The organism is Halobacillus rhizosphaerae, from assembly GCF_046719735.1.
Classification (GTDB): Bacteria; Bacillota; Bacilli; order Bacillales; family Halobacillaceae; genus Halobacillus_B; species Halobacillus_B rhizosphaerae.
In genome coordinates, this window is sequence record NZ_JAUTWQ010000008.1 from 20,128 (window position 1) to 43,960 (window position 23,833).

27 protein-coding genes are annotated in these 23,833 nt (G+C 34.2%); 21 read left to right on the top strand and 6 right to left on the bottom strand.

Going from position 1 to position 23,833, the window contains the following annotated elements; translation table 11 throughout:
- Positions 1 to 39 precede the first annotated feature (39 nt).
- A complete protein-coding gene (locus Q7A53_RS09770) occupies positions 40 to 597 on the bottom strand; it encodes a cysteine hydrolase family protein (protein ID WP_411788976.1) in 558 nt (185 codons plus the stop codon).
- A gap of 144 nt (positions 598 to 741) precedes the next feature.
- A complete protein-coding gene (locus Q7A53_RS09775) occupies positions 742 to 984 on the bottom strand; it encodes a hypothetical protein (protein ID WP_411788977.1) in 243 nt (80 codons plus the stop codon).
- Positions 985 to 1,092: 108 nt separating this feature from the next.
- On the opposite strand from Q7A53_RS09775, the gene Q7A53_RS09780 reads away from it, so the two are divergent.
- From Q7A53_RS09780 to Q7A53_RS09800, 5 genes are all read left to right on the top strand, one after another.
- Entirely contained in the window at positions 1,093 to 1,257 is a 165-nt protein-coding gene (locus Q7A53_RS09780; RefSeq protein ID WP_411788978.1) for a hypothetical protein, read from the top strand.
- Between the two features lie 85 nt (positions 1,258 to 1,342).
- The gene (locus Q7A53_RS09785; RefSeq protein WP_411788979.1) at positions 1,343 to 2,086 is read left to right on the top strand and encodes a MerR family transcriptional regulator; all 744 of its coding nucleotides are present in this window, start codon (positions 1,343 to 1,345) and stop codon (positions 2,084 to 2,086) included.
- Positions 2,087 to 2,217: 131 nt separating this feature from the next.
- On the top strand, positions 2,218 to 2,733 hold the full coding sequence (locus tag Q7A53_RS09790) for an RNA polymerase sigma factor (RefSeq protein WP_411788980.1): 516 nt from the start codon (positions 2,218 to 2,220) through the stop codon (positions 2,731 to 2,733).
- Positions 2,717 to 3,715, top strand: a complete 999-nt coding sequence (locus Q7A53_RS09795) for a hypothetical protein (RefSeq protein ID WP_411788981.1) — start codon at positions 2,717 to 2,719, stop codon at positions 3,713 to 3,715. The genes Q7A53_RS09790 and Q7A53_RS09795 overlap by 17 nt, the downstream gene beginning before the upstream one ends.
- Positions 3,716 to 3,954: 239 nt before the next feature.
- Positions 3,955 to 4,362 (top strand): VanZ family protein, encoded by a 408-nt coding sequence (locus Q7A53_RS09800; RefSeq protein WP_411788982.1) that lies wholly within the window; start codon positions 3,955 to 3,957, stop codon positions 4,360 to 4,362.
- A 129-nt stretch (positions 4,363 to 4,491) separates the two neighbouring features.
- Here Q7A53_RS09800 and Q7A53_RS09805 read toward each other — a convergent pair whose 3' ends face one another.
- The gene (locus Q7A53_RS09805; protein ID WP_411788983.1) at positions 4,492 to 4,680 is read right to left on the bottom strand and encodes an acyltransferase; all 189 of its coding nucleotides are present in this window, start codon (positions 4,678 to 4,680) and stop codon (positions 4,492 to 4,494) included.
- 394 nt (positions 4,681 to 5,074) lie between these two features.
- Here Q7A53_RS09805 and Q7A53_RS09810 point away from each other — a divergent pair, with 394 nt between their 5' ends.
- On the top strand, positions 5,075 to 5,368 hold the full coding sequence (locus tag Q7A53_RS09810) for a hypothetical protein (protein ID WP_411788984.1): 294 nt from the start codon (positions 5,075 to 5,077) through the stop codon (positions 5,366 to 5,368).
- A gap of 43 nt (positions 5,369 to 5,411) precedes the next feature.
- Here Q7A53_RS09810 and Q7A53_RS09815 read toward each other — a convergent pair whose 3' ends face one another.
- Entirely contained in the window at positions 5,412 to 5,765 is a 354-nt protein-coding gene (locus Q7A53_RS09815; RefSeq protein WP_411788985.1) for a PilZ domain-containing protein, read from the bottom strand.
- A gap of 413 nt (positions 5,766 to 6,178) precedes the next feature.
- Between Q7A53_RS09815 and Q7A53_RS09820 the strand changes: the two genes are divergently transcribed.
- Together Q7A53_RS09820 and Q7A53_RS09825 are read left to right on the top strand one after the other, a co-directional pair.
- Positions 6,179 to 6,577 carry a glucose starvation-inducible protein B gene (locus tag Q7A53_RS09820; RefSeq protein WP_411788986.1) on the top strand — a complete coding sequence of 133 codons (399 nt, stop codon included), beginning with the start codon at positions 6,179 to 6,181 and terminating at the stop codon, positions 6,575 to 6,577.
- Between the two features lie 72 nt (positions 6,578 to 6,649).
- Positions 6,650 to 6,826: a YjzC family protein gene (locus Q7A53_RS09825; protein ID WP_411788987.1), complete on the top strand. Its 177-nt coding sequence runs from the start codon at positions 6,650 to 6,652 to the stop codon at positions 6,824 to 6,826.
- Positions 6,827 to 6,883: 57 nt separating this feature from the next.
- On the opposite strand, the gene Q7A53_RS09830 is transcribed toward Q7A53_RS09825, so the two are convergent.
- The gene (locus tag Q7A53_RS09830; RefSeq protein WP_411788988.1) at positions 6,884 to 7,828 is read right to left on the bottom strand and encodes an LCP family glycopolymer transferase; all 945 of its coding nucleotides are present in this window, start codon (positions 7,826 to 7,828) and stop codon (positions 6,884 to 6,886) included.
- 186 nt (positions 7,829 to 8,014) lie between these two features.
- Positions 8,015 to 8,734, bottom strand: a complete 720-nt coding sequence (locus tag Q7A53_RS09835; RefSeq protein ID WP_411788989.1) for a CBS domain-containing protein — start codon at positions 8,732 to 8,734, stop codon at positions 8,015 to 8,017.
- Between the two features lie 518 nt (positions 8,735 to 9,252).
- Between Q7A53_RS09835 and Q7A53_RS09840 the strand changes: the two genes are divergently transcribed.
- From Q7A53_RS09840 to Q7A53_RS09900, 13 genes are all read left to right on the top strand, one after another.
- Entirely contained in the window at positions 9,253 to 9,582 is a 330-nt protein-coding gene (locus tag Q7A53_RS09840) for a helix-turn-helix domain-containing protein (RefSeq protein WP_411788990.1), read from the top strand.
- Positions 9,583 to 9,918: 336 nt separating this feature from the next.
- Positions 9,919 to 10,686, top strand: a complete 768-nt coding sequence (locus Q7A53_RS09845) for a tyrosine-protein phosphatase (RefSeq protein WP_411788991.1) — start codon at positions 9,919 to 9,921, stop codon at positions 10,684 to 10,686.
- A 29-nt stretch (positions 10,687 to 10,715) separates the two neighbouring features.
- Positions 10,716 to 11,606 (top strand): UTP--glucose-1-phosphate uridylyltransferase GalU, encoded by an 891-nt coding sequence (galU, locus tag Q7A53_RS09850; RefSeq protein ID WP_411788992.1) that lies wholly within the window; start codon positions 10,716 to 10,718, stop codon positions 11,604 to 11,606.
- 74 nt (positions 11,607 to 11,680) lie between these two features.
- Positions 11,681 to 12,307 (top strand): sugar transferase, encoded by a 627-nt coding sequence (locus Q7A53_RS09855; RefSeq protein ID WP_411789255.1) that lies wholly within the window; start codon positions 11,681 to 11,683, stop codon positions 12,305 to 12,307.
- Between the two features lie 38 nt (positions 12,308 to 12,345).
- On the top strand, positions 12,346 to 13,674 hold the full coding sequence (locus tag Q7A53_RS09860; RefSeq protein ID WP_411788993.1) for a UDP-glucose dehydrogenase family protein: 1,329 nt from the start codon (positions 12,346 to 12,348) through the stop codon (positions 13,672 to 13,674).
- A gap of 71 nt (positions 13,675 to 13,745) precedes the next feature.
- Positions 13,746 to 14,957, top strand: coding sequence for a glycosyltransferase family 4 protein (locus tag Q7A53_RS09865; RefSeq protein ID WP_411788994.1), 1,212 nt, complete (start codon positions 13,746 to 13,748; stop codon positions 14,955 to 14,957).
- Positions 14,958 to 14,969: 12 nt separating this feature from the next.
- Entirely contained in the window at positions 14,970 to 16,142 is a 1,173-nt protein-coding gene (locus tag Q7A53_RS09870) for a glycosyltransferase (RefSeq protein WP_411788995.1), read from the top strand.
- A gap of 49 nt (positions 16,143 to 16,191) precedes the next feature.
- Positions 16,192 to 17,481 carry an O-antigen ligase family protein gene (locus Q7A53_RS09875; RefSeq protein ID WP_411788996.1) on the top strand — a complete coding sequence of 430 codons (1,290 nt, stop codon included), beginning with the start codon at positions 16,192 to 16,194 and terminating at the stop codon, positions 17,479 to 17,481.
- Positions 17,482 to 17,539: 58 nt separating this feature from the next.
- Positions 17,540 to 18,610, top strand: coding sequence for a glycosyltransferase family 4 protein (locus Q7A53_RS09880; RefSeq protein WP_411788997.1), 1,071 nt, complete (start codon positions 17,540 to 17,542; stop codon positions 18,608 to 18,610).
- A gap of 42 nt (positions 18,611 to 18,652) precedes the next feature.
- Positions 18,653 to 19,795 (top strand): glycosyltransferase family 4 protein, encoded by a 1,143-nt coding sequence (locus Q7A53_RS09885; RefSeq protein ID WP_411788998.1) that lies wholly within the window; start codon positions 18,653 to 18,655, stop codon positions 19,793 to 19,795.
- Between the two features lie 47 nt (positions 19,796 to 19,842).
- Positions 19,843 to 21,054, top strand: a complete 1,212-nt coding sequence (locus Q7A53_RS09890; protein ID WP_411788999.1) for a polysaccharide pyruvyl transferase family protein — start codon at positions 19,843 to 19,845, stop codon at positions 21,052 to 21,054.
- Between the two features lie 18 nt (positions 21,055 to 21,072).
- Positions 21,073 to 22,293 (top strand): glycosyltransferase, encoded by a 1,221-nt coding sequence (locus Q7A53_RS09895; protein WP_411789000.1) that lies wholly within the window; start codon positions 21,073 to 21,075, stop codon positions 22,291 to 22,293.
- A gap of 26 nt (positions 22,294 to 22,319) precedes the next feature.
- Positions 22,320 to 23,783: an MOP flippase family protein gene (locus tag Q7A53_RS09900; protein ID WP_411789001.1), complete on the top strand. Its 1,464-nt coding sequence runs from the start codon at positions 22,320 to 22,322 to the stop codon at positions 23,781 to 23,783.
- The last annotated feature ends 50 nt before the right edge of the window (positions 23,784 to 23,833 follow it).

Sequence of the window (23,833 nt, forward strand, 5' to 3'; positions counted from 1 at the left end):
AAAAGAGGAACTTCCCGGCGGGGGAGTTCCTCTTTGAAATTATCGATAGGTATCATGAAGCGGCGAAAACAGATCCTCTGCTGATTTTCTCACCATGGAAAAGTGCTCCACATTATCAAAGCCGTGCAGAATCTCATTATGATGCTGGATAATCTGCTCGGCAGATAGAACCGAGTTGTCAGTCGTTCCATGTCCATCCGCTACCAGCGTCACGTCAAACCCGTTGACGGTCGCTGCCCGGACAGCCGTATCCACGCAGTAATCCGTTTTGCATCCTGTGATCACCACATGTTCAATCTCGTGATCCTTCAGCCACCCTAACAGCGGCGTTTGATAGAACGAATTCGTCCCCTCTTTATCAAAAATTTGCGCGTCCAGAGGCACCTCAATGCCATGATGAACTTGAAATCCATCTCCTTCCCCATTAGAAACACAGACATCACGGATAAAAACAACAGGGTGGCCAAGCGCATAGGCTTTTTCAACGCATTGATTAATGTTCTGGATCAGTTCCTCTTTATGGTACACACTCGGCTCCTGGTCATTCCCGTCGATCAATTCCTGCTGGGCATCAATCACTAATAAAGCTTGCTTCAATAAAAAAACTCCTCTACGTTAGATTTTCTCCTCGTTCAGCCATCCAAGCGTATCGTTTCATCATAAAAAAACGCCCCCTTTACTTGTCCTATATAAGGTATTCCCTAGAATCTCGTAATCTCCTGCTTTTAGCGGAGGGAACCTTTATAGAGCAAACCAGATGAGGAGAAGAATCGTTATCATAGAAGAAAGGATGCCTGTTATGAAATGTTTATTTTTGAAGGTGATGACGTCTAAGATGATGAGGGTAAGTAAACCGACCATAATTAAGATGGGAGTGGTAGGGTTATGGCTGCCTTTGGGCGAAGTTAAAGAAGTAAGTATGAAGATGATGACGAGTAAGGGAAAAATTCCATAGGCAGCGATTTTATCAATTTTTCCGTTCATTAAGATCCCTCCAACGTTCATTTACCATCAGTCTGACTCACTAGTTTCCAATTTTCAATGATTGGCCGCTAGTTTTATCAATAGAGATTCCAAAAGGAGTGGAGAGAGATGAAAAATTATAAAAAGTCGATGGGATGGGCTTTGTTTGATGTGATAACGCTGGGCATTCCTTTGTATATCCGGCATTTGTTTGTAAATCCTATACCAACACTCAAAATCTCAACAATAGTCTTTCCAATTATTTTATTCATTCTGTGGCTGATCCTGCCGTGATCATCACAATAAAAAGTTTAAAAATCAATTGACTCTTCCCTTACAGGAGCCTTTAGCATAAAGGTCATAGAAAGGAGGAAATCATATGTACACGGTTCAACAAGTGGCTAAGCTGACGCATACGACGGTAAAGGCATTGCACCACTATCACAAGATAGGTCTTTTGGTTCCAGAGCAGACAACGGAAGCGGGGTACCGATTATACGGGAGAAACGAGCTGGAGCGTCTGCAGCATATCCTATTTTATAAAGAACTCGATTTTCCGCTCAAAGAAATTAAACAGTTGCTCGATGGGGAGGTAGACCGTGAAGAAACCTTGCAACAGCAACAGAATCTATTAGAACAAAAGGTGGATCGGCTCCAAGGGCTGATCCAGACGATTAGATCTTCCATTCATAGTGAGACCACAGGAGAGGAGTTAGAAGTAGAATCGATGTTCCAAGGATTTGAAACGGAAGAGGAATGGAAAGAAGCTCTGAAAGAACAGAACGATTATTTGAAGAAAGAATACGATGTCGACTTAACGAATCAAACCATAGATGTAGAATCTATGAATGAATCGGCGCGGGAAGCAAAAGCCTTTAATGACGATATGGTTGATTTCTTACTGGAGGGAAGGACCGCAAAAGATCCAAAGGTATTTTCTCGAGTGAAGGACCATTTATCGTTTCTTGAACAGAAAGGTCATCCCGCCACACCGAAAGACTTCTTGAATCAGACGGAATTTTTCCTGGAGGATAACTTTCACAGACAGATGCTGGAAGAGTGGCAACCAGGCTATTCGTATTATTTAAACAAAGTTGCCGCGAATTATGCAGCTCAATCGTAAGAGATGCTTCGCTTGCCTGACAAACGACGGGCGAAGTTTTTAAGTATGCGAGAAATTATTTTGGGAAAAACTGTATGATTCCGCATTTCCATCCGTCTAATAGAGTAAGAGACTTAAAAGGAGGAGGGAGCATGGATCAGCGCAACCTGGAATCATGGTATGAAGAATACAGCCAGGATGTCTTTAACTTCCTTGTCTATTTCAATCACACCGATGACGTCGATGATCTCCTGCAGGAAGTGTTTGTCAAAGCGTGGAGAAAGGCATTCACTTTCCAGGACAAGTCTTCACCGAAAACATGGCTGTATGCGATTGCGAGACGAGTGTCGATTGATCATTACCGCAAGCAGAAGGTGAAGAGCTGGTTTCGAATGCAGGGAGAGGTCCAACATAACGATACTCCTGAGCAGCGGGTCCTGGTGAAAGAGGAGCAAAGTGAACTGTATCGAGCCATTGGAAGCTTAAAGCATTCCTACCGAGAAGTAGTCCTATGCAGAGGGATCTTAGAACTGAGTGCCGACGAGACTGCAGAAGTGCTGCAATGCTCCCCAGTAATCGTAAATACGACCTATCACCGAGCGAAGGCGAAGCTCAGAGATCTATTACATGCTCAAAAGGGGGTGAGGGAGGATGAAACAGCGAGATAAGCTGGACAAGGACTTAAGCCGCCTGCCTGAATTTCACATGGACGAGGAGAGGAAAAGGAGAAATGCTCCTGCCTTAAAGACTCCTAAGAAAACAGCTTCTAAATATTTGATCTACCCATTAACGGCAGTGCTCGTATTCGTCATGCTCTTCACCGTCTATCTGCTTGTGTTCAATAACGGAGAACAGACCGCCATTACTCCTGAAAAAAATGAAAACACTACCTCCTATTTTAAAGGTGTGGCTCCCATTTATTCGAACGCCGTCATTTCCAATACTGTAAAAGTAAAAGACAACTATAAAAAGAATGTGGCGCTCGGTTATTTATATCATGCGGCCATTTTTTATACGCCAGAAGGGGAAGAAATCAATCCTTTAACTGCTGATGAAAGTCTTCCTTCGTATTTCGATAATAAGGAAGAGGATACTTCTTATGCTCAAACGAAGATAGTAGAGGACGCTAAACCAACATGGGCCTATTTAGATGCTGCCAATTCACTTATAGAGGATGACTCCCTTTCCCAAGAGTTAAGCGATCTGTCTGAGCAAGTAACAGATATTAAATCGGTGAAGAACTTTGAGTATAACTACTCGATCTATCGAGAGGTCAGCTTAAAGCTTGCTACTCTCGTTAAAGAAATAAGTCAGACGGCTAATCAAGCAGAGGTATTCACGGGCGAGAATAAGGATTGGTTTATCCGGCTGCAGCCGATAGAGGGTGGGGATTACCTGCTCTATTTGAGTAATAAGAATTACGATAGCAAGGATGGTCAAAAGGCAAGAGAAGGTTCGATTAGCTGGAAGCAAGAACACTTTACTAAAGAATTTACTATGAGAGGGATGAACGAGGACGTATATGGAAACAAACTTCCCAGCAGCTTTTCCTCCTCAGAGAAAGCAAAATTCAACCTTACATTTAAAGGAGAAAAGGAAACCATAACTTTGAAGAGAGTGAGTGATCCGCAAATCACCCGGAAAAATTAATAGAATAGGAGCAAAAAATCCGAACCATGTACAGAATGGGTTCGGATTTTTTATTTAAAATGAAGCTCTCAGCTAATGATGCAGGGAGGACAAGCTTCCTTAATTCATTACTTCCATGCGGATCGATTTCTTTCTATAGCCCGATCAAATTTCTAGTAAGTCTTTCATTTATTCTTAGAGTAAAATAATGTAAGATGAATAGATATCAATAAATGGAAGAAACATAGAGGAGACTTGCATTGAGTCAGAAAACATTTATTAACATCATCTATTCCTTATCTTTATTATTCATTATGAGATTTACAATATATCCTACAGCCGGGGGAGAAGTGAAGCCAAACATCATCCCGTTCGCAGAAATCATGTATATCCTTCTGCACTATCCTTTCCAGTCGATTATCATTAACATCCTAGGGAACATTGCCTTATTCGTACCCTTGGGCTTTACACTTCCCTTACGCTTTCCTATAAGGAATACCACCAGGCAAGTAGTTTTAATGGGCATGGTATTTTCCCTGACGGTGGAATGTATCCAGACTATGCTGCCGGGAAGGATGCCGGATATAGACGATATTATGTTAAATACGTTTGGCGCTTTCCTAGGTTATCAACTATATACTTATATGAGAAAACAAGTCGGAGGGTAATAGGAAATAGTGTAACCAGCCAGTTATACTAGAAAAAGGTGAAGCACTCCATATAATAGAGAGCTTCACCTTTTAGATAGAACTGCATTACCCTACATAGTGACGATTTCGATTCAATAAAAGGATTGCTTAAACATGGAGGGAACGATCATAAGCAAAAACTTGTACGGATCCACACTGCTCGCAGGCTCTTCCCGTTGTCTTCTTCGTGACAGGATCAGCATAGTAAATTTCATTGAAACTACAAACCGGGCATTCAAGAATATGAAAGACTTCTCGCTCTCCAAACAAGGAATCTAGTAATTCATTAAATCCCATACGAGCCCTCCTTTTAAAAAGGAATATATCATGGGAGAGCAGAGAAGATTGTTGTTCGATGGAAGCGTCGCCACAGCAAATTCATACAATAATCTTAAATTTTAGTGAAAAAAGAGGAACAATATCTATTTTTCTTTCTGTATTTCGTTCAACTGCTGATCGGATAACTAAAATATTATCAGAATTCACCGAAAATATATTAACCGTCTTATTTGAATACATATTGAATCTCATGGTGAATAAGGCAGCCTTTACCTTTCTTGTCCAGCTTCATCTTTTACCTGGTGCGCATTAAAGTGTATTCTTAATAGAGACAGTTATTTAGACAAATCGATTCGAGTTAAAGGAAACTTAACTTCTGCGTCGAATACAGGATAAAGAGGGAGGCTGGACCATGCTGAAAATTAAATTAGAGAAACAAGCCCAAATGGGGAATGAGATCGTAACCTTTTCTAAAGGCTACCTTCTGATTGATGACCAAGGGCCAGAGGAAAACTGGACTCTAACACTCGTAGATGTAGAAAACATCGATATCTTCACAAAGTTCAAAGAAGAAGACCAAACGTTTAATCTCCAGCTGAAAGATCGTCGCGGAGAGACTTATGAAGGGACCTTAAGTGTCGATCTTATTCCTGACCGAACCTCTACTGTACTGCTTTCGTCCGCAGGAGCACTCGCAAGAGGATAATCCATACAAAAAAGCTTGGATCTCATCATCCAAGCTTTTCTTATTATTTCATGATTTGAGCATCCTCACGCTCTTTCACCAGTTCGAACAAACGCTCCTCGAGACGGTGAGGAAAAGAAAACACGCGAACGCCGCAAGTCATCGATTCTTCATTAATATCCTTCCAAATCACGCGGCCCTCTGCCGTATACGTATCATTATCAAGAATAAAGGAAACAAACACTTCATCCTCCAACGCAAGAACCGGATCCGCCTCACACGTATATCTCATCCCATTTAAACTCATATCCACAACTCGCAAAGGACCGGCGACTTGCCGGTTAAGTTTCTTATTGTAATAGCCTTGAAGTGGGGCATCAAACGAATAGCGAAATGGTTCCTTTCTTCGTTCCCTCATCAGAGAATCCCCCTTAACTAAATAGATTATCTTTATCATATACCTCCCATTAAATTACAGCAATAAAGGATAGGTAAGAACTGCCATAAATTTTAAGTTCTTTATCTCTGGTTTGTTGTCATTCCCAATTAATCAAAAAGGATTAAAATTATATTAAAATAATAAATAACCAACCAGAACTTGAAACAAACCAAATCCGATGAATCTTGATTATATGAATTTAAACCTATTATTAAAGAGTTAATGCGGTTTAATACAATCTTCCTGCGCCAATAGAATGGCGTTATGTTAAAGGGATATTACAATAGTATTAAATGAGAAAAAATAACAAATTAGTGGTTTAAGAAGGGGGAGAATGAGATATTTAATAGACTGTAAGCTAATTAAATCTTTTAAGAAGGAGGAAACCTAAAATGGCAAATAAAAACAGTAACAACAATACCAAGATGAGCAGAGAAGAAGCAGGTCAGAAAGGCGGCAATAAAACCGCACGTAACCATGACCAGAAATTCTACGAAGAAATCGGCAAAAAGGGCGGTAAGACCACTGCCAAAGAACATGACCAAGAATTCTATGAAGAGATTGGCCAAAAAGGCGGCGAAACAACCGCACAAGAGCACGACCAGGACTTCTATGAAAACATTGGTCAAAAAGGCGGGGAGACCACGTCTGAGGAATATGGTCAAGAGTTTTACGAAGAGATCGGTAAGAAAGGCGGTAACAAAACCGCTAAAGAACACGATAAGAAGTTCTATGAGAAAATCGGACAAAAAGGCGGCCGCAACTCAGGAAATGGTTCCAACAATTCCTAAGAGCTACAGCCGCTGATCAAGAAAAAACATATTTAAAATTTTCAACTACTATTATAACGGAGGTATGTGCATATGGCTAGCAAACAGTACAAAACTGGTGAAAAAGCACCCGAATCTGGTAAATATAAAGTAGACAAACTAGTGAACGGAAACAACTCAGATAATACCGAAATTAAATTAGAGCAAGGAGAACAATTTCCACCATCTCCTTCAGAAAATGAAGCAGCTTACTGGGTGAAAACTTCCTAAACACATAAAAAACCCCTCTTCCGCAAAAGAGGGGTTTTATTTGCCTTAATAAGTTGATTAAGAATTCATGGCGGTAATCATGTTATGGACCTTCTGAATCTCGGAATCTGGCACTAATAGATACCATCCCTTCCCAATCATCTGCCCGTTGCCGCTCATTTCATAAGTGTCTACGTTGTTTCTAGTCGAACGATAATTTGAGTATAGATTCTTCATATCTTTGAAATCCATATTCGTTTCAACGTTATTACCTAACACATCGATAATCGAAGTAATCTTATTTAAGGACCCTACACTAGACCCTTTATTCATGACGGCTTCAATAACTTGGCGCTGTCTTTTGTTACGGCCGAAATCGCCACGGTTATCTAAATGACGCATGCGAACATATCCCATGGTTTTAGGACCATCAAGATGGATTTCTCCTTTTTTATAGTGGTAGCCCTTTTTATAGTATCCTTCATCATACCAATCGCGATCATTGTCCACGGTCACTCCACCAACAGCGTCGACCATTTGGGAAAGACCTTCCATATTCACCTTTACATAATAGTCCAGGTCGATATCAAGAAAGTTCTCTACGGTATTAATCGCCATGTCGGGACCGCCATAAGCGTAAGCAGCGTTTATCTTCGATTCAGATCCTCTGCCGACAATGGTTGTTCTCGTATCACGTGGAATACTCACGATCTGCATTTTGTCATGATTCGGGTCCAATGACATCACCATTAAGGCATCCGAACGACCCTTATCACCAGGACGTGCATCGACTCCCATGAGTAAGACATGCAGGGTTTCTTCATTTTTAATTTTCTTCTTAGTTGCCACCGAATCAATGGATTTAACAGATTTATGAATATCATTACTCACCGTCTGTTTGGCATCATGGTAAATAGAGAAAACATAGACGCCTATAGATACTCCAATAACCAAGAGTAGGGCGAGGAGAATTTTCCACCAGTTTCCCTTTTTTCTCGTTTTTCTTTCTTTTCTATTACTCATTGTTTCACCTCTATTAAGTATCATCACTCTATCTATAGATAATATATCATATATTTTTCCATCTCAACCTAAATTTTTAGGTCAATAGCCGTGAAAAATAAATATAAGAGCAAAAAAAGACCCTCCCATCGCTGGTAGAGTCCTCTAATGTTTAAAAAATATTGTTATATGAATGATTAATGTTTATTACTCATCAGGAGTCCTACGATCCACTTTAATTAAATCCCACGTAGTCACGATCCCCGTAGGTTTCTCATTCGCATCTCCGTACTCAGTCAAAATCACAGCTTTCAATTTACGTTCAGCTTCCAAGCTTGTTTCAAACATTTCCTCAAGTTCATAAACAGTGCCGTTTGCCGCCAAAAACTCAACAGATAAATCCTTCTCCGCCACTAGCACATCCTGGGCAACAATTCCCTCAACCGTAACAGATCCATCTTTTACTGACTGCGAAAGCCATCGCACCACACCATCATTTGTTAACAAGCCAAGAAAGGTACGTCCTTCATCATAAATAGGAAATTGCGAAATCCCATGCTCATTGAACGCTTCAATAATCCTAGTCAAGGGAGTATCTGCTTTAAAGAACATCACCGGCCGTGTGGCAAATTCGATCGCAGCAGGCGGCTTTTCCAGGGTGTGAAGGATTTGTTCCAATTTCTCTACTACTTCTTCGTTCGGCGTGGCGATATAATAGTCATCCCGAATTCGTTCGTGAACAATCGCATTGCGCAGCTTCGCATACTGCTTCAGTTGATCAAAGTACACACGAATCACACTATGCTTCAACTTTGAATGCTGGAGCAGTTCGACAAAGTTATCGTTCTTTGGAAACCCATTCATCTCTTTCAACTGTTGATGAATTTGATTGAAGACGATTTCAAATCGCTCGACTAGCTCATTCATTTAAATCACTCACTTTTTCCTCTTTTCTTCTATTATAGCTAAACAAAGGCCAGCTCACACCATAAAAAACGACTCCGGGACATATTTTGCCCAGCAAAATACAAAAGGCTCAATAAATTTTCAAAAAAACCTAGGTAATTTTGTCGAAATTCCACAAATAATCATAATTATTCTTTATAATGAATAAGAGAACCCCGATAATAATAGAAAGAGGCGATTGTATTGTTCTTTACGAAAGAACACCTATACTATGGTAATGGAGATACATAACCGTGAACTTCTCTCACAAAAACCCCTCTAATAACCCACGGAACATTGGATGATCACATGATGAATGAGGAAGACTATTCTAAGGAAGGACTATGGTTGCAGGAATGTTCTTAATAATAGAAACCGCATGATTCTTCATTCATTCGTTGATGATCAAAAGGTAGGTCTCTATAACGATTTATCGTTCTTTAAATAGAACGGTTGCATGAACTATGCTATACTCAACCTATAAGAAAGAGGGTGTTACTATGATCGGTAACCGTATTCAACAAATCCGTAAAGACCGACATATGTCGCTATCTGAACTCGCAGAAAGAGCCGGCGTCGCCAAATCTTATTTGAGCTCGATTGAGCGCAATATCCAAACTAACCCTTCCGTCCAATTTCTTGAAAAAATCTCCAACGAATTGAAAGTCTCCATTAACTACTTACTTCATGGGGAATCCAATGAGATCGATGGTGCCCTCGACGATGATTGGCTGAAGCTTGTAGAACAAGCGATGAATTCCGGAGTTTCTAAAGATCAGTTTCGCGAGTTTCTGGAATTTAATAAATGGAGAATCAAACAGAATAAATAAGTGGGCATCCTGTTCTATGGTAGAACAGGATTTTTTGTGTTTATTTGCAATAAATCTTTAAGCTTCTCTAAGATAACTTTAGGTAATTAGATACCCGAAGTAAATAATAATAAATGTAAACGCAACCATTTAAACTAATGCAAAAGTATTAAGATTTATTTATTCCCTGCAAACCCCCATAAGTACTGAATATTATATTAAATTCCTGTAAATCTAGCAAAAAAACCCAACAATACCCCTTCATTTGCCATAATAAACCTGTTATACTTAACATTATTGAAATTCGTTCGCATTACAGCACAATAAATTATAGAATGTGAGAAAGGAGTAGGACTTTTGATAGATATTCATAGTCATATCCTTCCCGGTGTTGATGACGGTGCAAAGACAATCGAAGACAGTCTTAAAATGGCAAGAGCTGCTGTGGAAGACGGCATACATACAATCATCGCAACGCCTCATCATCATAATGGAAAATATGATAACTATAAGGCGGAAATCCTTACCAAAGTAAGAGAATTGAACGAACATCTAGAAGATCACCATATCCCGCTCACCGTGCTGCCAGGACAGGAAACACGCATACACGGGGATATGGTAGAAGAATTAGATCAAGACGAGATTCTTCCATTAAATGAAGATAGCAGCTATATTTTTGTCGAATTTCCTTCTGATCATGTGCCGAGATACTCTAAAAGATTACTATTTGATATCCAGGTCGCCGGATACAAACCAGTCATCGTTCATCCTGAACGAAATTCGACCATTATCCAACATCCCAACATTTTATTTGAAATGGTCGAAAAAGGAGCTTTTACCCAAGTTACGGCTGCAAGTCTAGTCGGTAAATTTGGCAAGAAAATTAAAAAGTTTACCCATCAATTAATAGAAGCGAACCTGACCCACCTGATTGCATCGGATGCTCATAACATAACTTCACGAGGTTTTTGTATGAGAAATGCATTCGCGGAACTAGAAGAAAACTATGGGGAATCCATGGTTTATTTATTTGCGGAAAATGCGAATTTGGTTGCTGAAGGGCGAACCCTATTAGCAGAGCCACCTGAACAGATTAGGAAAAAGAAAAAATTAGGTATATTTTAGATAGATAAATAGAAAGGTTGATATAGGTAATGGGAAAAATAAAAAAAGCAGTAATTCCAGCAGCAGGATTAGGTACTAGATTTCTTCCAGCAACAAAGGCTATGCCGAAAGAGATGCTTCCTATAGTGGACAAACCAACTATTCAATATATAGTGGAGGAAGCAATTGCCTCAGGTATTGAAGACATTATTATTGTAACAGGTAAAGGAAAAAGAGCTATTGAGGATCATTTTGATAATAACTTTGAACTTGAAACTAATTTAATGAAAAAGGAAAAATTTGACTTACTAGAGAAAGTAAAGAAGTCATCAAATGTAGATATTCACTATATACGGCAGAAAGAGCCAAAAGGATTAGGACACGCGGTATGGTCTGCACGTAATTTCATTGGAAATGAACCTTTTGCTGTATTACTAGGAGATGACATAGTTGAAGCTGATACTCCATGTCTGAAACAGTTAATTGACCAATATGATGAAACCAACTCTTCTGTGATCGGAGTTCAGCAAGTGAGTGATGATCAAACTCATCGATATGGGGTTGTAGATCCTAGTATCCATAAAGGTCGTAGATATAAGGTTAATAATTTCGTAGAAAAGCCTAGTCAAGGCACTGCTCCATCAAATCTTGCGATTATGGGACGTTATATCTTAAACCCTAAAATATTTAGTTTCTTGGATGAACAGAAGACAGGTTCTGGCGGTGAGATCCAACTGACAGATGCTATTCAAGAGTTAAATAAATTTGAAAACGTTTATGCATATGACTTTGAAGGTGAACGGTATGATGTGGGAGAAAAGATAGGATTCATAAAAACAACAATAGAATTTGCTATGAAACATGAAGAGATTAATAAAGAAATGAAATCCTTTATTGAAAACTTATTAAGTAAGGAACTAATTAAGGGAGGCATACAGTGAGAAAATCAAGTTCAGAAGTTAACCAAACTACGTTTTACCCCCGACACTCTCATTTTAAAGTAGGTAGTAATGAAATAAATACATCGGTAGGATATTTGTTTGTTAAAAGAGTCATAGATATTCTTGGGGCAATTATTGGAATTGTGATAACTTCACCGCTATTTTTGACGGTGAGTTTAATGTATTTATTTGGAAGATCTAGGGGACCGTTGTTTTTTAAACAGTTGAGATATGGTAAAAATGGTAAGTTTTTTAACATCTATAAATTTAGATCAATGGTTGAAAATGCAGACGGAAGGTTGAAAGAAAATAAAGAATTATATCGAAAATATTTGCAAAATAACTATAAACTTGAACCAAATGAAGACCCAAGAATAACAAAGTTAGGCTCTTTTCTACGAAGAACTAGTTTAGACGAACTTCCTCAATTATTAAATGTTATTAAAGGTGAAATGAGTTTAGTTGGTCCCAGGCCAATAGTAAACGAGGAATTGAATGAGTATAAAGAAAAATCTGAAGAATTTCTTTCTGTAAAACCAGGGCTTACAGGGTACTGGCAAATAAGTGGTAGAAGTAGCGTAGGGTATCCTGAAAGAGTAAATCTCGAGTTACACTATGTTTACAATCAATCAATTTATTTTGATATAAAAATATTATTTCAAACCCTGTTAATAGTATTATTAAAAAAAGGTGCTTATTAGGATGAACTATTTACATCATATATAGGAGGAACTATGAAGTGAAAATATCGGTAGTTGGGACAGGATATGTTGGATTAGTTACAGGAGTGACACTTTCAGATATTGGCCACACGGTGACTTGTATAGATATAGATAATGAAAAGATTCAAAAGATGAAAAAAGGTATATCGCCAATTTATGAGCCTGGTCTAGATGAGTTAATGAGCAAAAATATAAAGAACAAAAGGTTGTATTTTACTAATGATAGTAGTGAAGGCTTTAGAGAGCAAGAGGTAATTTATATTGCAGTCGGAACACCTGAGGCCGATAATGGTTCAGCTGATTTGGAGTTTATAGAGAAAGTTGCAATAGATATTGCAAAGAATTTAAAAAAAGATGCAATAGTCGTAACTAAAAGTACTGTTCCAGTGGGAACAAATGAGAAAATTCAAGAACTTATCAATTTAAATAAAGATTCTGCTATAAAGGTAGAAGTAGTCTCTAACCCGGAATTTTTAAAAGAGGGGTCTGCTATAAACGATTCATTTAACGGAGAGAGAATTGTAGTAGGATCTAATAGCATAAGAGCGGCTAAAGTAATAGAAAAAATTAATGAACCATTTAATATACCTGTTTTTAAAACTGATATAAGAAGTGCTGAAATGATAAAGTATGCCTCAAACGCATTTCTTGCTACCAAAATAAGTTACATTAATGAGGTGGCCAATATTTGCAGTCGAGTAGGAGCAAATGTTGAAGATGTGTCAAATGGAATGGGTTTAGATAGTAGGATAGGAAGTGAATTTCTGAATGCTGGAATTGGCTATGGGGGATCTTGTTTTCCTAAGGACACCAAAGCTTTAATTCACTTAGCAGGACTGCATAATAATAATTTCGACTTATTGAGAGAAGTTGTAAAAGTTAATAATAATCAACAGTCTATAATAGTAGATAAATTAATTGATAGGTTATCATCGATTAATGGAAAGAAAATAGCTGTATTAGGGTTATCTTTTAAACCTAACACAGATGACATGAGAGATGCTCCATCTCTTAAAGTAATAGAAACTCTTTTAAAATATAATGCAAATGTAATCGCTTATGATCCAATTGCAATTAATAATGCAAAAAAAGTATTAAAACACAAGGTATTATTTACAGAGAGCATAGAGGAAGCCATAGATAAAAGTGATGCAACCCTCATTCTTACGGAGTGGAATGAGGTGAAAAATATTGATTTAAAATTGTTTAGTAAAATGAATTATCCCCTTGTGATTGATGGTAGGAATTGCTTTGATTTAGAAAAAATGAGATACGAAAATATTGAATATCACTCAATAGGGAGACCTCCAATAATGCAAAGTTCGGAATGCATCGTAGTACAATAATCATAAGTACTTTTATTTAAGTACATATTAGTATAATTTTTAAAGCCTTTCATTGAATGGAGTTATTAATTTTGAAAATAGTATACATTAACACTTTATATCACCCAAATTCTGTAGGTGGTGCTGCAAAATCAGTAGAACTTTTAGTCGAGGAAGCTTTAAAAAATAACCATACTCCAATTATAATAACTTTAACAGATAAAAGTGATTATATAGAATATGTTGCTAACGTAAAAATTTATTATATTAATCACTCAAATATATATTGGTTGAAAAATGCAGATGGGAAAAAAAATATATTAAAGCTATTTTGGCATATAATTGATATGTACAACCCATTTATCTACTTAAAGTTAATTAAAATTTTAAAAGTAGAAAAACCAAACGTGATAAATACAAATAATATTGCAGGTTTTTCAATTGCTCCTTGGTTGGCAGGCAAAAAACTGAAAATTCCTATGGTACATACTATTAGAGATTATAATCTTTTGTGTGCCAAAGGAACTATGTACCGTAAGAATGAAAATTGTGATAAAAGGTGTATTTCTTGTCGTTCACTAACATATTTTAAGAAAATGAAATCTAACATTAATTATGTAAATCATGTAACAGGAATCTCTCAGTATGTGATCGAAAAGCATGAAAAATTCGGGTATTTTAAAAACGTAAGATCTACTCACATTCCCAATGTAACATCTGATTTTAAATTTCTTGGAAAGTCTCTAGAAAAAAAACGGAATTTGAGAATATTATATTTGGGGAGAATAGAAAAAGAAAAGGGTATAACTAGAGTCATAGAAGTGATTAATAAGTTTAAGGAAGTTGAATTATATTTGGGAGGAACAATTCACGATACTAACGTTAAAAAAAATATAGAGGAAAAAAAATATAATGAGAATATTAAATTTTTAGGTTACGTTAACCCCGTAGATATTTTACCGGAAATAGATATATTAATAGTTCCTTCACTATGGGAGGAACCGTTTGGAAGAGTAGTTATAGAAGCATATCAATTCGGCAAACCAGTTATAGGAACCTATAGAGGTGGAATTAGTGAATTAATTTTAAATGGAGTAACTGGATTCCTATATCATCCAGAAAACAATGAAGAGTTGAAGAATATTATAAACAATATTCTGAAGGATAAAAGCATATTGGAAACAATGACTGAAAATATTCAAAAAAACTTTGCTTCCACATATAATTCTAAGATAATTAACAAAAGGTATTTTAATCTATATTTAGAAGTAGCTAATTTAAAAAATAATGATAAAGAATATTGAAGGAGAATAGTGATGAAATTACTAATGGTTTGGCATGCAGGAGGGATAGAAACTTACAGAGAGAGGATTAAAGAACTGTCAAAAAAGTTTGATGAAATTATTTTGCTTGTGCCTAATAAGTGGAATGAGGGAGGGAAATTAGTAAAATCTTCTGATATATTATTAGCGGAAAATTGCAAGATTGTCTGTGGCAAAACTTTATTCAATTTTCATGCATCTACCTATATATTTACAACAACTTTAATTAAAATACTTAAAGACTTTAAACCAGATATAATTCACATTCATGAAGAACCGTGGAGTCTTTCAGCATTTCAATTATTTCTATATACGAAAATTTTAAAAATTAATTCAAAATTAATTATTGATTCAGCTGCCATATCTCTTACTAAAAAACCTATTTTCTTTTCTAAAATCGAAAAAGTTATGTATAAACATACTGATATAATATTCGCTAGAAATCATGAAGTCAGTAACATAGTAAAAAAAAGAGGATATAAAAAAAGTATTCATATTTTACCTAATGGAGTAGATACAAATAATTTTAAAGTTATGAGTGACAGAGAAATTTTAGATGCTAAACAAAAAGAGGGAATATGGAAAAATAAAATTATAGTTTCTTATATTGGAAGAATGGTAAAAGAAAAAGGTATATTTGATTTTATTGAAGCGGCAGAGGAACTACTAAAGAAAGATGAAAACAAATATGGTTTTATTATGGTGGGCAGTGGACCAGAATTTGAAAGAGTTAGAACAGTTCTTAAGGGAAAAGGTATTGATAAATACTTCATTTTAAATACCAGAGTTGCATCAGATCAAATGCCAAAGTTTATGAATCTTATTGATTTATTAGTATTACCATCACATTCAATGCCTAATTGGAAAGAACAATTCGGTAGAGTTCTTGTGGAAGCAATGGCCTGTGGAAAACCAGTGTTAGGTTCTAATTCCGGAGCTATACCTGAGGTTGTTGGTAATAAGAAATATATATTTGAACAAGGGAACATCTCTCAACTAGTAAATAAAGTAGAAGGAATAATAGCTGATTTCTCAGAGTTTAAAGAGATTTCAATTAGAAATAGATTGAGAGTCGAAAGTAAATATAGTTGGTATGCCTTAAGTGACTATTATTATAATGTTATATATTCCGAATTAATACAAAAGAATCTACGTAGTGAAAATTAAATTAATAGTATTGATTTAAATTAACATAAACAAGATTTGAGGAGTTTAAATGTACAAATTCACACATATATTAATGAGTATTTGGATGCTAATTCACCTATTTGATGCACCACTCCGCTATCTTTTAGATATAGCTGGAATCCCTTTATTGATTTATGTTAAGGATATCATACTTGTTTATATAGTCTTAATTTCAATTATTCATATTATTAAAAGAGCAATGATAAATAAATTAGTGTTCTACATAATTACTACTTTATTTATAGGATGTCTCATAGGTTTATTAAATCAATTATCGATTGTACAAGTATTATTTGGTCTCAAAATATATCTGCCATTTGTCTGTATGATTTTTTATTTTACACATTATAATGTAAATTTGAAATTTTTAAGAAAACTAGCCAGAATTTACATTCCAATAATTTTCTTCGCATTAATAGTAGATTATTTCTTTATTTTACCTTGGCAGGGGTTTTCATATAATATTGGAGAACATACGATTGAGGGTAGTCGTTTCTGGACAACAATGGGAATTCAAAGGCTCTCTGGTATACAAAAAACTTCATTTGGTAGTGCAATACTTTTATATAGCTTGCTAACACTCGTTTTCCTTTTGAATTTTTATATTAAAGAAAAAATCACCATTAAAGAAAAAATTATTGACCTCCTTTTGACTTTAATGGTGATTACAGGTGTTTTACTAACTACCTCCAAAACTACCTATATTGCATTAGTTGGATTGTTTGTTATCTTTACTTTATTCTATATTTATAATAATTCAAATAATAGAATCACCAAAATTCTTTCTAATTATTTGTTAAAAGGATACCTTTTACTTCTATTTTTATATGCTACTATTCCTACCTTACTTATAACTACAAATTTTTCAATTCATAATTTACTTAATAATAATAGTTATATATGGAGATTTATGTTCGAATCGTATATTAGTAGATTAGTAAGTACTTGGCCACAAGCAATTGAATTGTTTAAAAATACTTATTTCAACTTGTTCGGAAGAGGTGTAGGGGGAATAGGAACAGCTCAAATGTATTTTGAGAATAATTTATACAATCCAGCTGATAATTTTTTTATATATATTTATGTTACCTTTGGAATTATTTCGTTTTTGTTCATAATAATATTATTCATAAAGTTGATTTCCTTAAAATTAGAGAGATTCGGAGAATTTTATATAGTAGTTAGTATATATTCTTTGTTGATCTTTGGAGCAACTCTCAATGTTATAGAGTCTACTTATATTATTAGTTTGCTTGGTTTAATACTTGGTTTATATATAAAACAAACTTTATTCAGTAAGGAAGAATCTTATTTTTGATTTATAAGTTTTAAAATGATGGAAAAACTTCAATTGAAAAATGAAAGTTGGTGTTACCATGAAAATTTTTATTAATGGAAGATTTTTAACTCAAAAAATAACTGGAGTTCAAAGGTACGCTTTAGAAGTTGTAAAGGCACTTGATCAGCATTTAAGTATAGACCCAGACTCGTCAAGTTATAATATTATTTTGTTAGTCCCTTCCCATCATCAAAGGACCAATTTAAATCTGAAAAATATTAAAATAGAAAAAGTAGGCATTTTAAAAGGACATTTATGGGAACAAATTGAATTATTTCAGAAAACCAAAAACCAACTTCTGTTAAATTTATGTAACTCAGGACCGCTTTTTAAAAAAAAACAGGTTACTGTCATTCATGATATGGCAGTATTTGCTAATCCCAAGAATTTTTCTTTATTATTCAAAAATTGGTATAAAATACTTTTCTTGGCACAGGGATATTTTTCAAAAAGTATAGTTACTGTCTCGAATTTTTCAAAAGCAGAATTAATTAAATATTTAAGAATCGACAAATTTAAGATAAAAGTTATATATGAAGGCAAAGAGCATTTTTCAAAACTTCCCGAGGGTATAGAAAATCTTAACTTAGAAAATATTAAACCATATATATTAGCTGTTAGTAGTATAAATCCAAATAAGAATTTTGCAGCAATTATAGAGGCAGTAAAATATATTAATAAAGATATAAGAATATTAATTGCAGGTGGTACTAACCCAAAAATATTTAAAGGGGAAAAAAACGAAGTCCCTGAAAATGTAAAATATTTAGGGTATGTAAGCGACAAAGACTTAAAGTCATTGTACCAAAACGCCTATTGTTTTATATATCCTTCATTATATGAAGGTTTTGGCCTACCTCCATTAGAAGCAATGAGCGTAGGATGTCCTGTTATAGTTTCAGATAGTTCTTCACTACCAGAAGTCGGTGGGAAAGCAGTCTTGTATTGCGATCCATTAAAGCCCAGAAGTATATCTGATAAAATTGAAAAATTACTAGATGATAAAGGATTAAGAGAGAAATTGGCTGAATTGGGCTATAAACAAGCAGGGAAGTTTTCTTGGGAATTTACTGCGAAAGAATTGTTTGATCACATAATAAAATTATAGTTTCTCTTAGAATTTCAGAATCTAGAAAGAGTGTGATAAAAAATGAAAGTAGCTATAGTACATGATTGGTTTGTGACATATGCTGGAGCAGAAAGAGTGACAGAAGAAATAATGAATATCTATCCGAATGCTGATATATTTTCATTAGTTAATTTTTTAGATAAAGGACAGAGAAATTTTATAAATGAAAAGGATGTTATAACTAGCTTTATTCAAAAACTTCCATTTGCTAGAAAGCATTACAGAAATTATCTTCCATTAATGCCTTTAGCCATAGAACAATTAGATGTTTCTGAATACGATCTTATAATATCAAGCTCCCATGCAGTAGCCAAAGGAGTTCTAACGGGACCTGATCAACTTCATATTTCATATGTACACTCACCTATAAGATATGCGTGGGATTTACAACATCAGTACCTGAAGGAAGCTGGACTGACTAAAGGAATAAAGTCATTTATTACTAAGATGATTCTTTTTAATATAAGGAAGTGGGATTATAGAACGTCTAATGGGGTTGACTACTTCTTATCAAACTCTAATTTCATTAGTAGAAGAATTTGGAAAATTTACAGAAGAGAATCTGAAACAATCTATCCACCCGTCGATGTAGAGAATTTCAGTTTTCATACAGAAAAAGAAGATTTCTATTTAACTACTTCTAGGATGGTGCCTTATAAAAAGATTGATAAAATCGTTGAAGCATTTTCACAGATGCCTGAAAGGAAATTAATTATCATTGGTGACGGTCCTGATTTTAATAAGATTAAATCAAAGTCTGGTCCTAATGTCAAGCTTATGGGTTACCAACCTTTTGAAGTACTTAAGGATTACATGCAGCGAGCAAAAGCGTTTGTGTTTGCGGCTGAAGAGGACTTTGGAATTACTGCAGTTGAGGCTCAAGCTTGTGGAACACCTGTAATTGCATATGGAAAAGGAGGTTCTACCGAAACCGTGAGGGGATATAAAGAATGTGAAAAACCCACCGGCCTATTTTTTTATGAGCAAAAACCGGAAGCAATAATAAAAGCAATTGATGAATTTGAGAATGTAAAAAACTCTATAGTTTCTTTGAATTGTAGAAGACATGCTGAAAGATTTTCAGGAAGAAGGTTTAGAAGCCAATTTGAAGAGTTTATAGATGATAAACTAAAAAAACATAACTTCCAAAAGGAAAAAATCTAAGTGTTTTACAAAAATTATCATTATTACTTGGAGGAATTCATCTTATTATGAATATACTAATAATTAATGCCCATTCTAGTAAAAATAAAGGGGACGCTGGAATTATACTATCTATTATTGATTCTTTGGAAAAGTATATCCCAGAATGTAATATTAAAATAAAGTCAAAATTCCCAGAAATAGATAAATATGCATATGGTAAAGTTGTAAACGAAAGCATTCATAACTTTACCAGTAATATGAAGCCTGGCCGATTTAATAAATTGTTGATAATAATAAAGTTACTTATATGTTTTTTTATTAAAAATAATAAAGATGGTGATTATGAATGGGCTGATATTGTTGTTAGTTGTGGGGGCGGTTTCTTGCTGAGTCACGGTTATAGCGCAGGTACTTTACAACACTTAGTACAAATAAAAACAGCAATAAATTATAAAAGAAAGGTTATTGTTTATTCTCAATCAATCGGTCCATTTAACAATAAGTTAATGAAATTATTGACTAAAATAACTTTGGATAATGTTCATATGATTTTTGTAAGAGAAGCTATATCAAGAAATATATTGAAGGATTTAGGAGTTAGTGCTCCAGTAGAATTAGTACCTGATTCCGCTTTTAGCATGAAGTCCACAGAAAGTGAAAAAGTAAATAATTTAATAAAAACCATAGCTGAATCCAATAAAGATAAACCATTAGTGGGCATAACAGTTCGTGATTGGAACTTTCCCAATATGAACAAACCAATGTATTTTAGAAATAAGTATATTGAAAGTATGCAAAAATTAATATTATTCTTAGAAAAAAATTTGGAATGTAAAGTTCTTTTAATGCCTCAAGTGTTAGGGCCGAATAATTTTAATGATGATAGAGTTATTAGTAGAGAAATTTTATCAGGAATAACTTCAAAAGCAAAACTTATCGATATTGATCTAAACCCTAGGGAACTTAAGTATTTTTACTCAAAGATGGATATGTTTATTGGTACTAGAATGCATTCCAATATTTTTGCATTATCTAATAAAATACCAACTGTAGCGATAAATTATGAGCATAAGACGCAGGGTATAATGGAATCTTTAAATCTAAGTAAATATGTTATCGATATAAATGATATAACGCCGGAATCTATCATTGAAAAAGCTAGCTTATGCTGGGAACATAAAGAGCAATTAAAAGAAGTATTAGAATCTGATATTGATGATGTTGTCATTAATTCTCAAAAACCTGCATTACACATTAGAAACATTGGTCCCAACTAAAAGATAGGAGGTATTAAAATGAAAATTTTATATATAGTTGCTGAATTTCCTAAATTATCGGAAACATTCATTTTGAATCAAATAACGGGCTTAATAGATAAAGGACATACAGTAACTATTCTTGCAAGTTCTTTCCCAAAGGAAGAGAAAACCCATCCTGATGTGAGTAAATATAACCTAAATAACAGAGTTGTTTACTTTAATTTACCAAAAAGTAAAATTATTAGAGTCCTTAAGTTTTTAATTAAATTTCTCCCTAATTTTATTAAAGGGCCAGTCAAAACTATTAGAAGTTTAAATGTATTTAAATATAAAAAGTTTGCTAGCTCCTTTAAACTTTTCTACTGTAAAGACGTTTTGAAAAAAAAACAAAAATTTGATGTTATTCATAGTCATTTTGGAGATAACGGTATTTTAGCTGTATATTTAAAAGATATTGGTCTACTGGAAGGAAACATAAATACGACTTTTCATGGAAATGATATGACTGCTTATGTAAAGAAAAACGGAAATGAAGTTTATAATGAGTTATTCTACAAGGGAAATAGTTTTACTCCTATTAGTGAATATTGGAAAAACCGCTTAATCGAACTTGGATGTAATGAGGATAAAATAAATGTACATCGAATGGGAGTGGATTTAAAGAGATTTACATTTTCAGTAAAAAAGTATTCCTCAAATGACATATCAATAATTTCTGTAGCAAGGCTAGTAGAAAAAAAAGGAATAGAGTATTCAATAAAGGCAATTTCGATATTGATAAATAAAGGTATTAACATAAACTATACAATAGTAGGTGATGGACCATTAAGACCTTATCTTCAACAATTAATAGATGATTTAGGAATAGGTAATTATGTGAAAATTGCAGGTTGGAGGCAGCAAACTGAATTAATAGAACTACTTACTGAAAGCCATCTATTAATGGTACCAAGTGTAACTAGTAGAAATGGGGATATGGAGGGGATTCCAGTAGTAATTATGGAATCAATGGCAATGGGATTGCCTGTGCTTTCTACTTATCATAGTGGAATACCTGAGATTATTGAAGATAATAAAACTGGTTTTTTAGTTGGAGAGAGAAACATTTTGAGTATAAGTGAGAAACTAACTTATATAATAGATAGCCCTGATATCGTAGTAGATGTAGCGAAAAATGCTAGAAAAAAAGTAGAGAGAAATTATAACATTGACATTCAAAATTCTAATTTAGAGAAAATTTTTAAGGGAATCATTTAGTATAAAGATTGAAAGAGGTTATATAAATGTCACTACAATCGAGGGCAATAAAAGGAGTAGGATGGACTTCAATATCTACGGTTATAATTATTGGTTTACAATTACTACAATTAGTAATTTTGGGAAGGATACTTGATGCAACAGCGTTTGGCTTAATGGGTATGATAATGGTTATAACTGGGTTCGCTGAAAAGTTCGTTGATATGGGAATATCAAATTCAATAATACATAGTAAAAATATCACTACAAACGAACTTTCAAGTTTATATTGGTTTAATATCTTATTAGGTGTATGCATTTCAATTTTAATTTGGCTTGTAACTCCACTAATTATTTTGTTATTTAAGGAGCAAGATCTAGAAAAGTATATACACTGGATCTCTTTTATGTTTCTTATTACTCCTCTCGGACAACAATATAGGGCATTATTACTAAAAAACTTTATGTTTAATCTGAGTGCTATTATTGAAACTCTATCCTATTTAATAGGAATATTATTTTCAATCATGTTGGCTGTCTCTGGCAAAGGAGTAGATTCTTTAGTATTAGGCCTAGTTGTAACTACTTTAGTAAGAACTATTCTTTTGTTTTTCTTTGGTAAGAGGTTGTATAGACCGAAACTGCATTTAGTTTTTTCAGAAATAAGCCGATTCTTAAGTTTTGGTTTGTATCAAACAGGAGAAAGCACAATAAATTATTTTAATACGAAGATCGATACTTTAATTATTGGCAGGTTTTTGGGGGCAACAGCATTAGGTATTTATACTCTTCCCTTTAATATAATCATTTTACCTTCGGCAAAAATAAATCCAATTATTAACAAAGTTGCTTTTCCTATATTTTCAAGTATTCAAGATGAACAAGATAGAATTAAAAAGGGATTTTTCAAAGTGTTAACAATAGTTAATATAATAAATTTTCCGATTTTCTTCGGATTATATCTAATTTCACCTATTTTTATTACAGTAGTATTTGGTGAAAAATGGGAACCAAGCATTGAAATTTTACAAATTTTATGCGGAGTTGGACTCTTAAGATCTATAGGAAATCCTGTTGGATCACTAATGATGGCTACCGGAAATGTTGATTTAAGTTTTAAATTTAATGCTATGAAATTGATAACGCAATTACCTGGTATTTTAATTGGTGCTATGTTATGGGGAATCAATGGAGTAGCTTCGATTTATTTATTTCTACAGTTTATTTACATTATTTTCAGTTATCTTTACTTGCTTAAAAATGCTTTAGGACCATGTTTGATTGATTATTTAAGAACCTTCCTTCCTGCTCTTTTTCCTGCAATGATAATGGGAGCAGCCATATTAGTTAGTAATTATTTTATTCATGGTGTTAATGATTTTATATCTTTAATCCTTAAGATCACTATTGGAGTAGTGATTTATGGTATTTGTCTATTATTCTCAAGGGATAGAGTTGTTGTAGATTTTAAAAAAATAATTAATGTGAAATTTAACGTTAATATTCTTTAATTATGTTTGAATATAATCTTAATATTCAAATTAGAATTATTATAAATAAA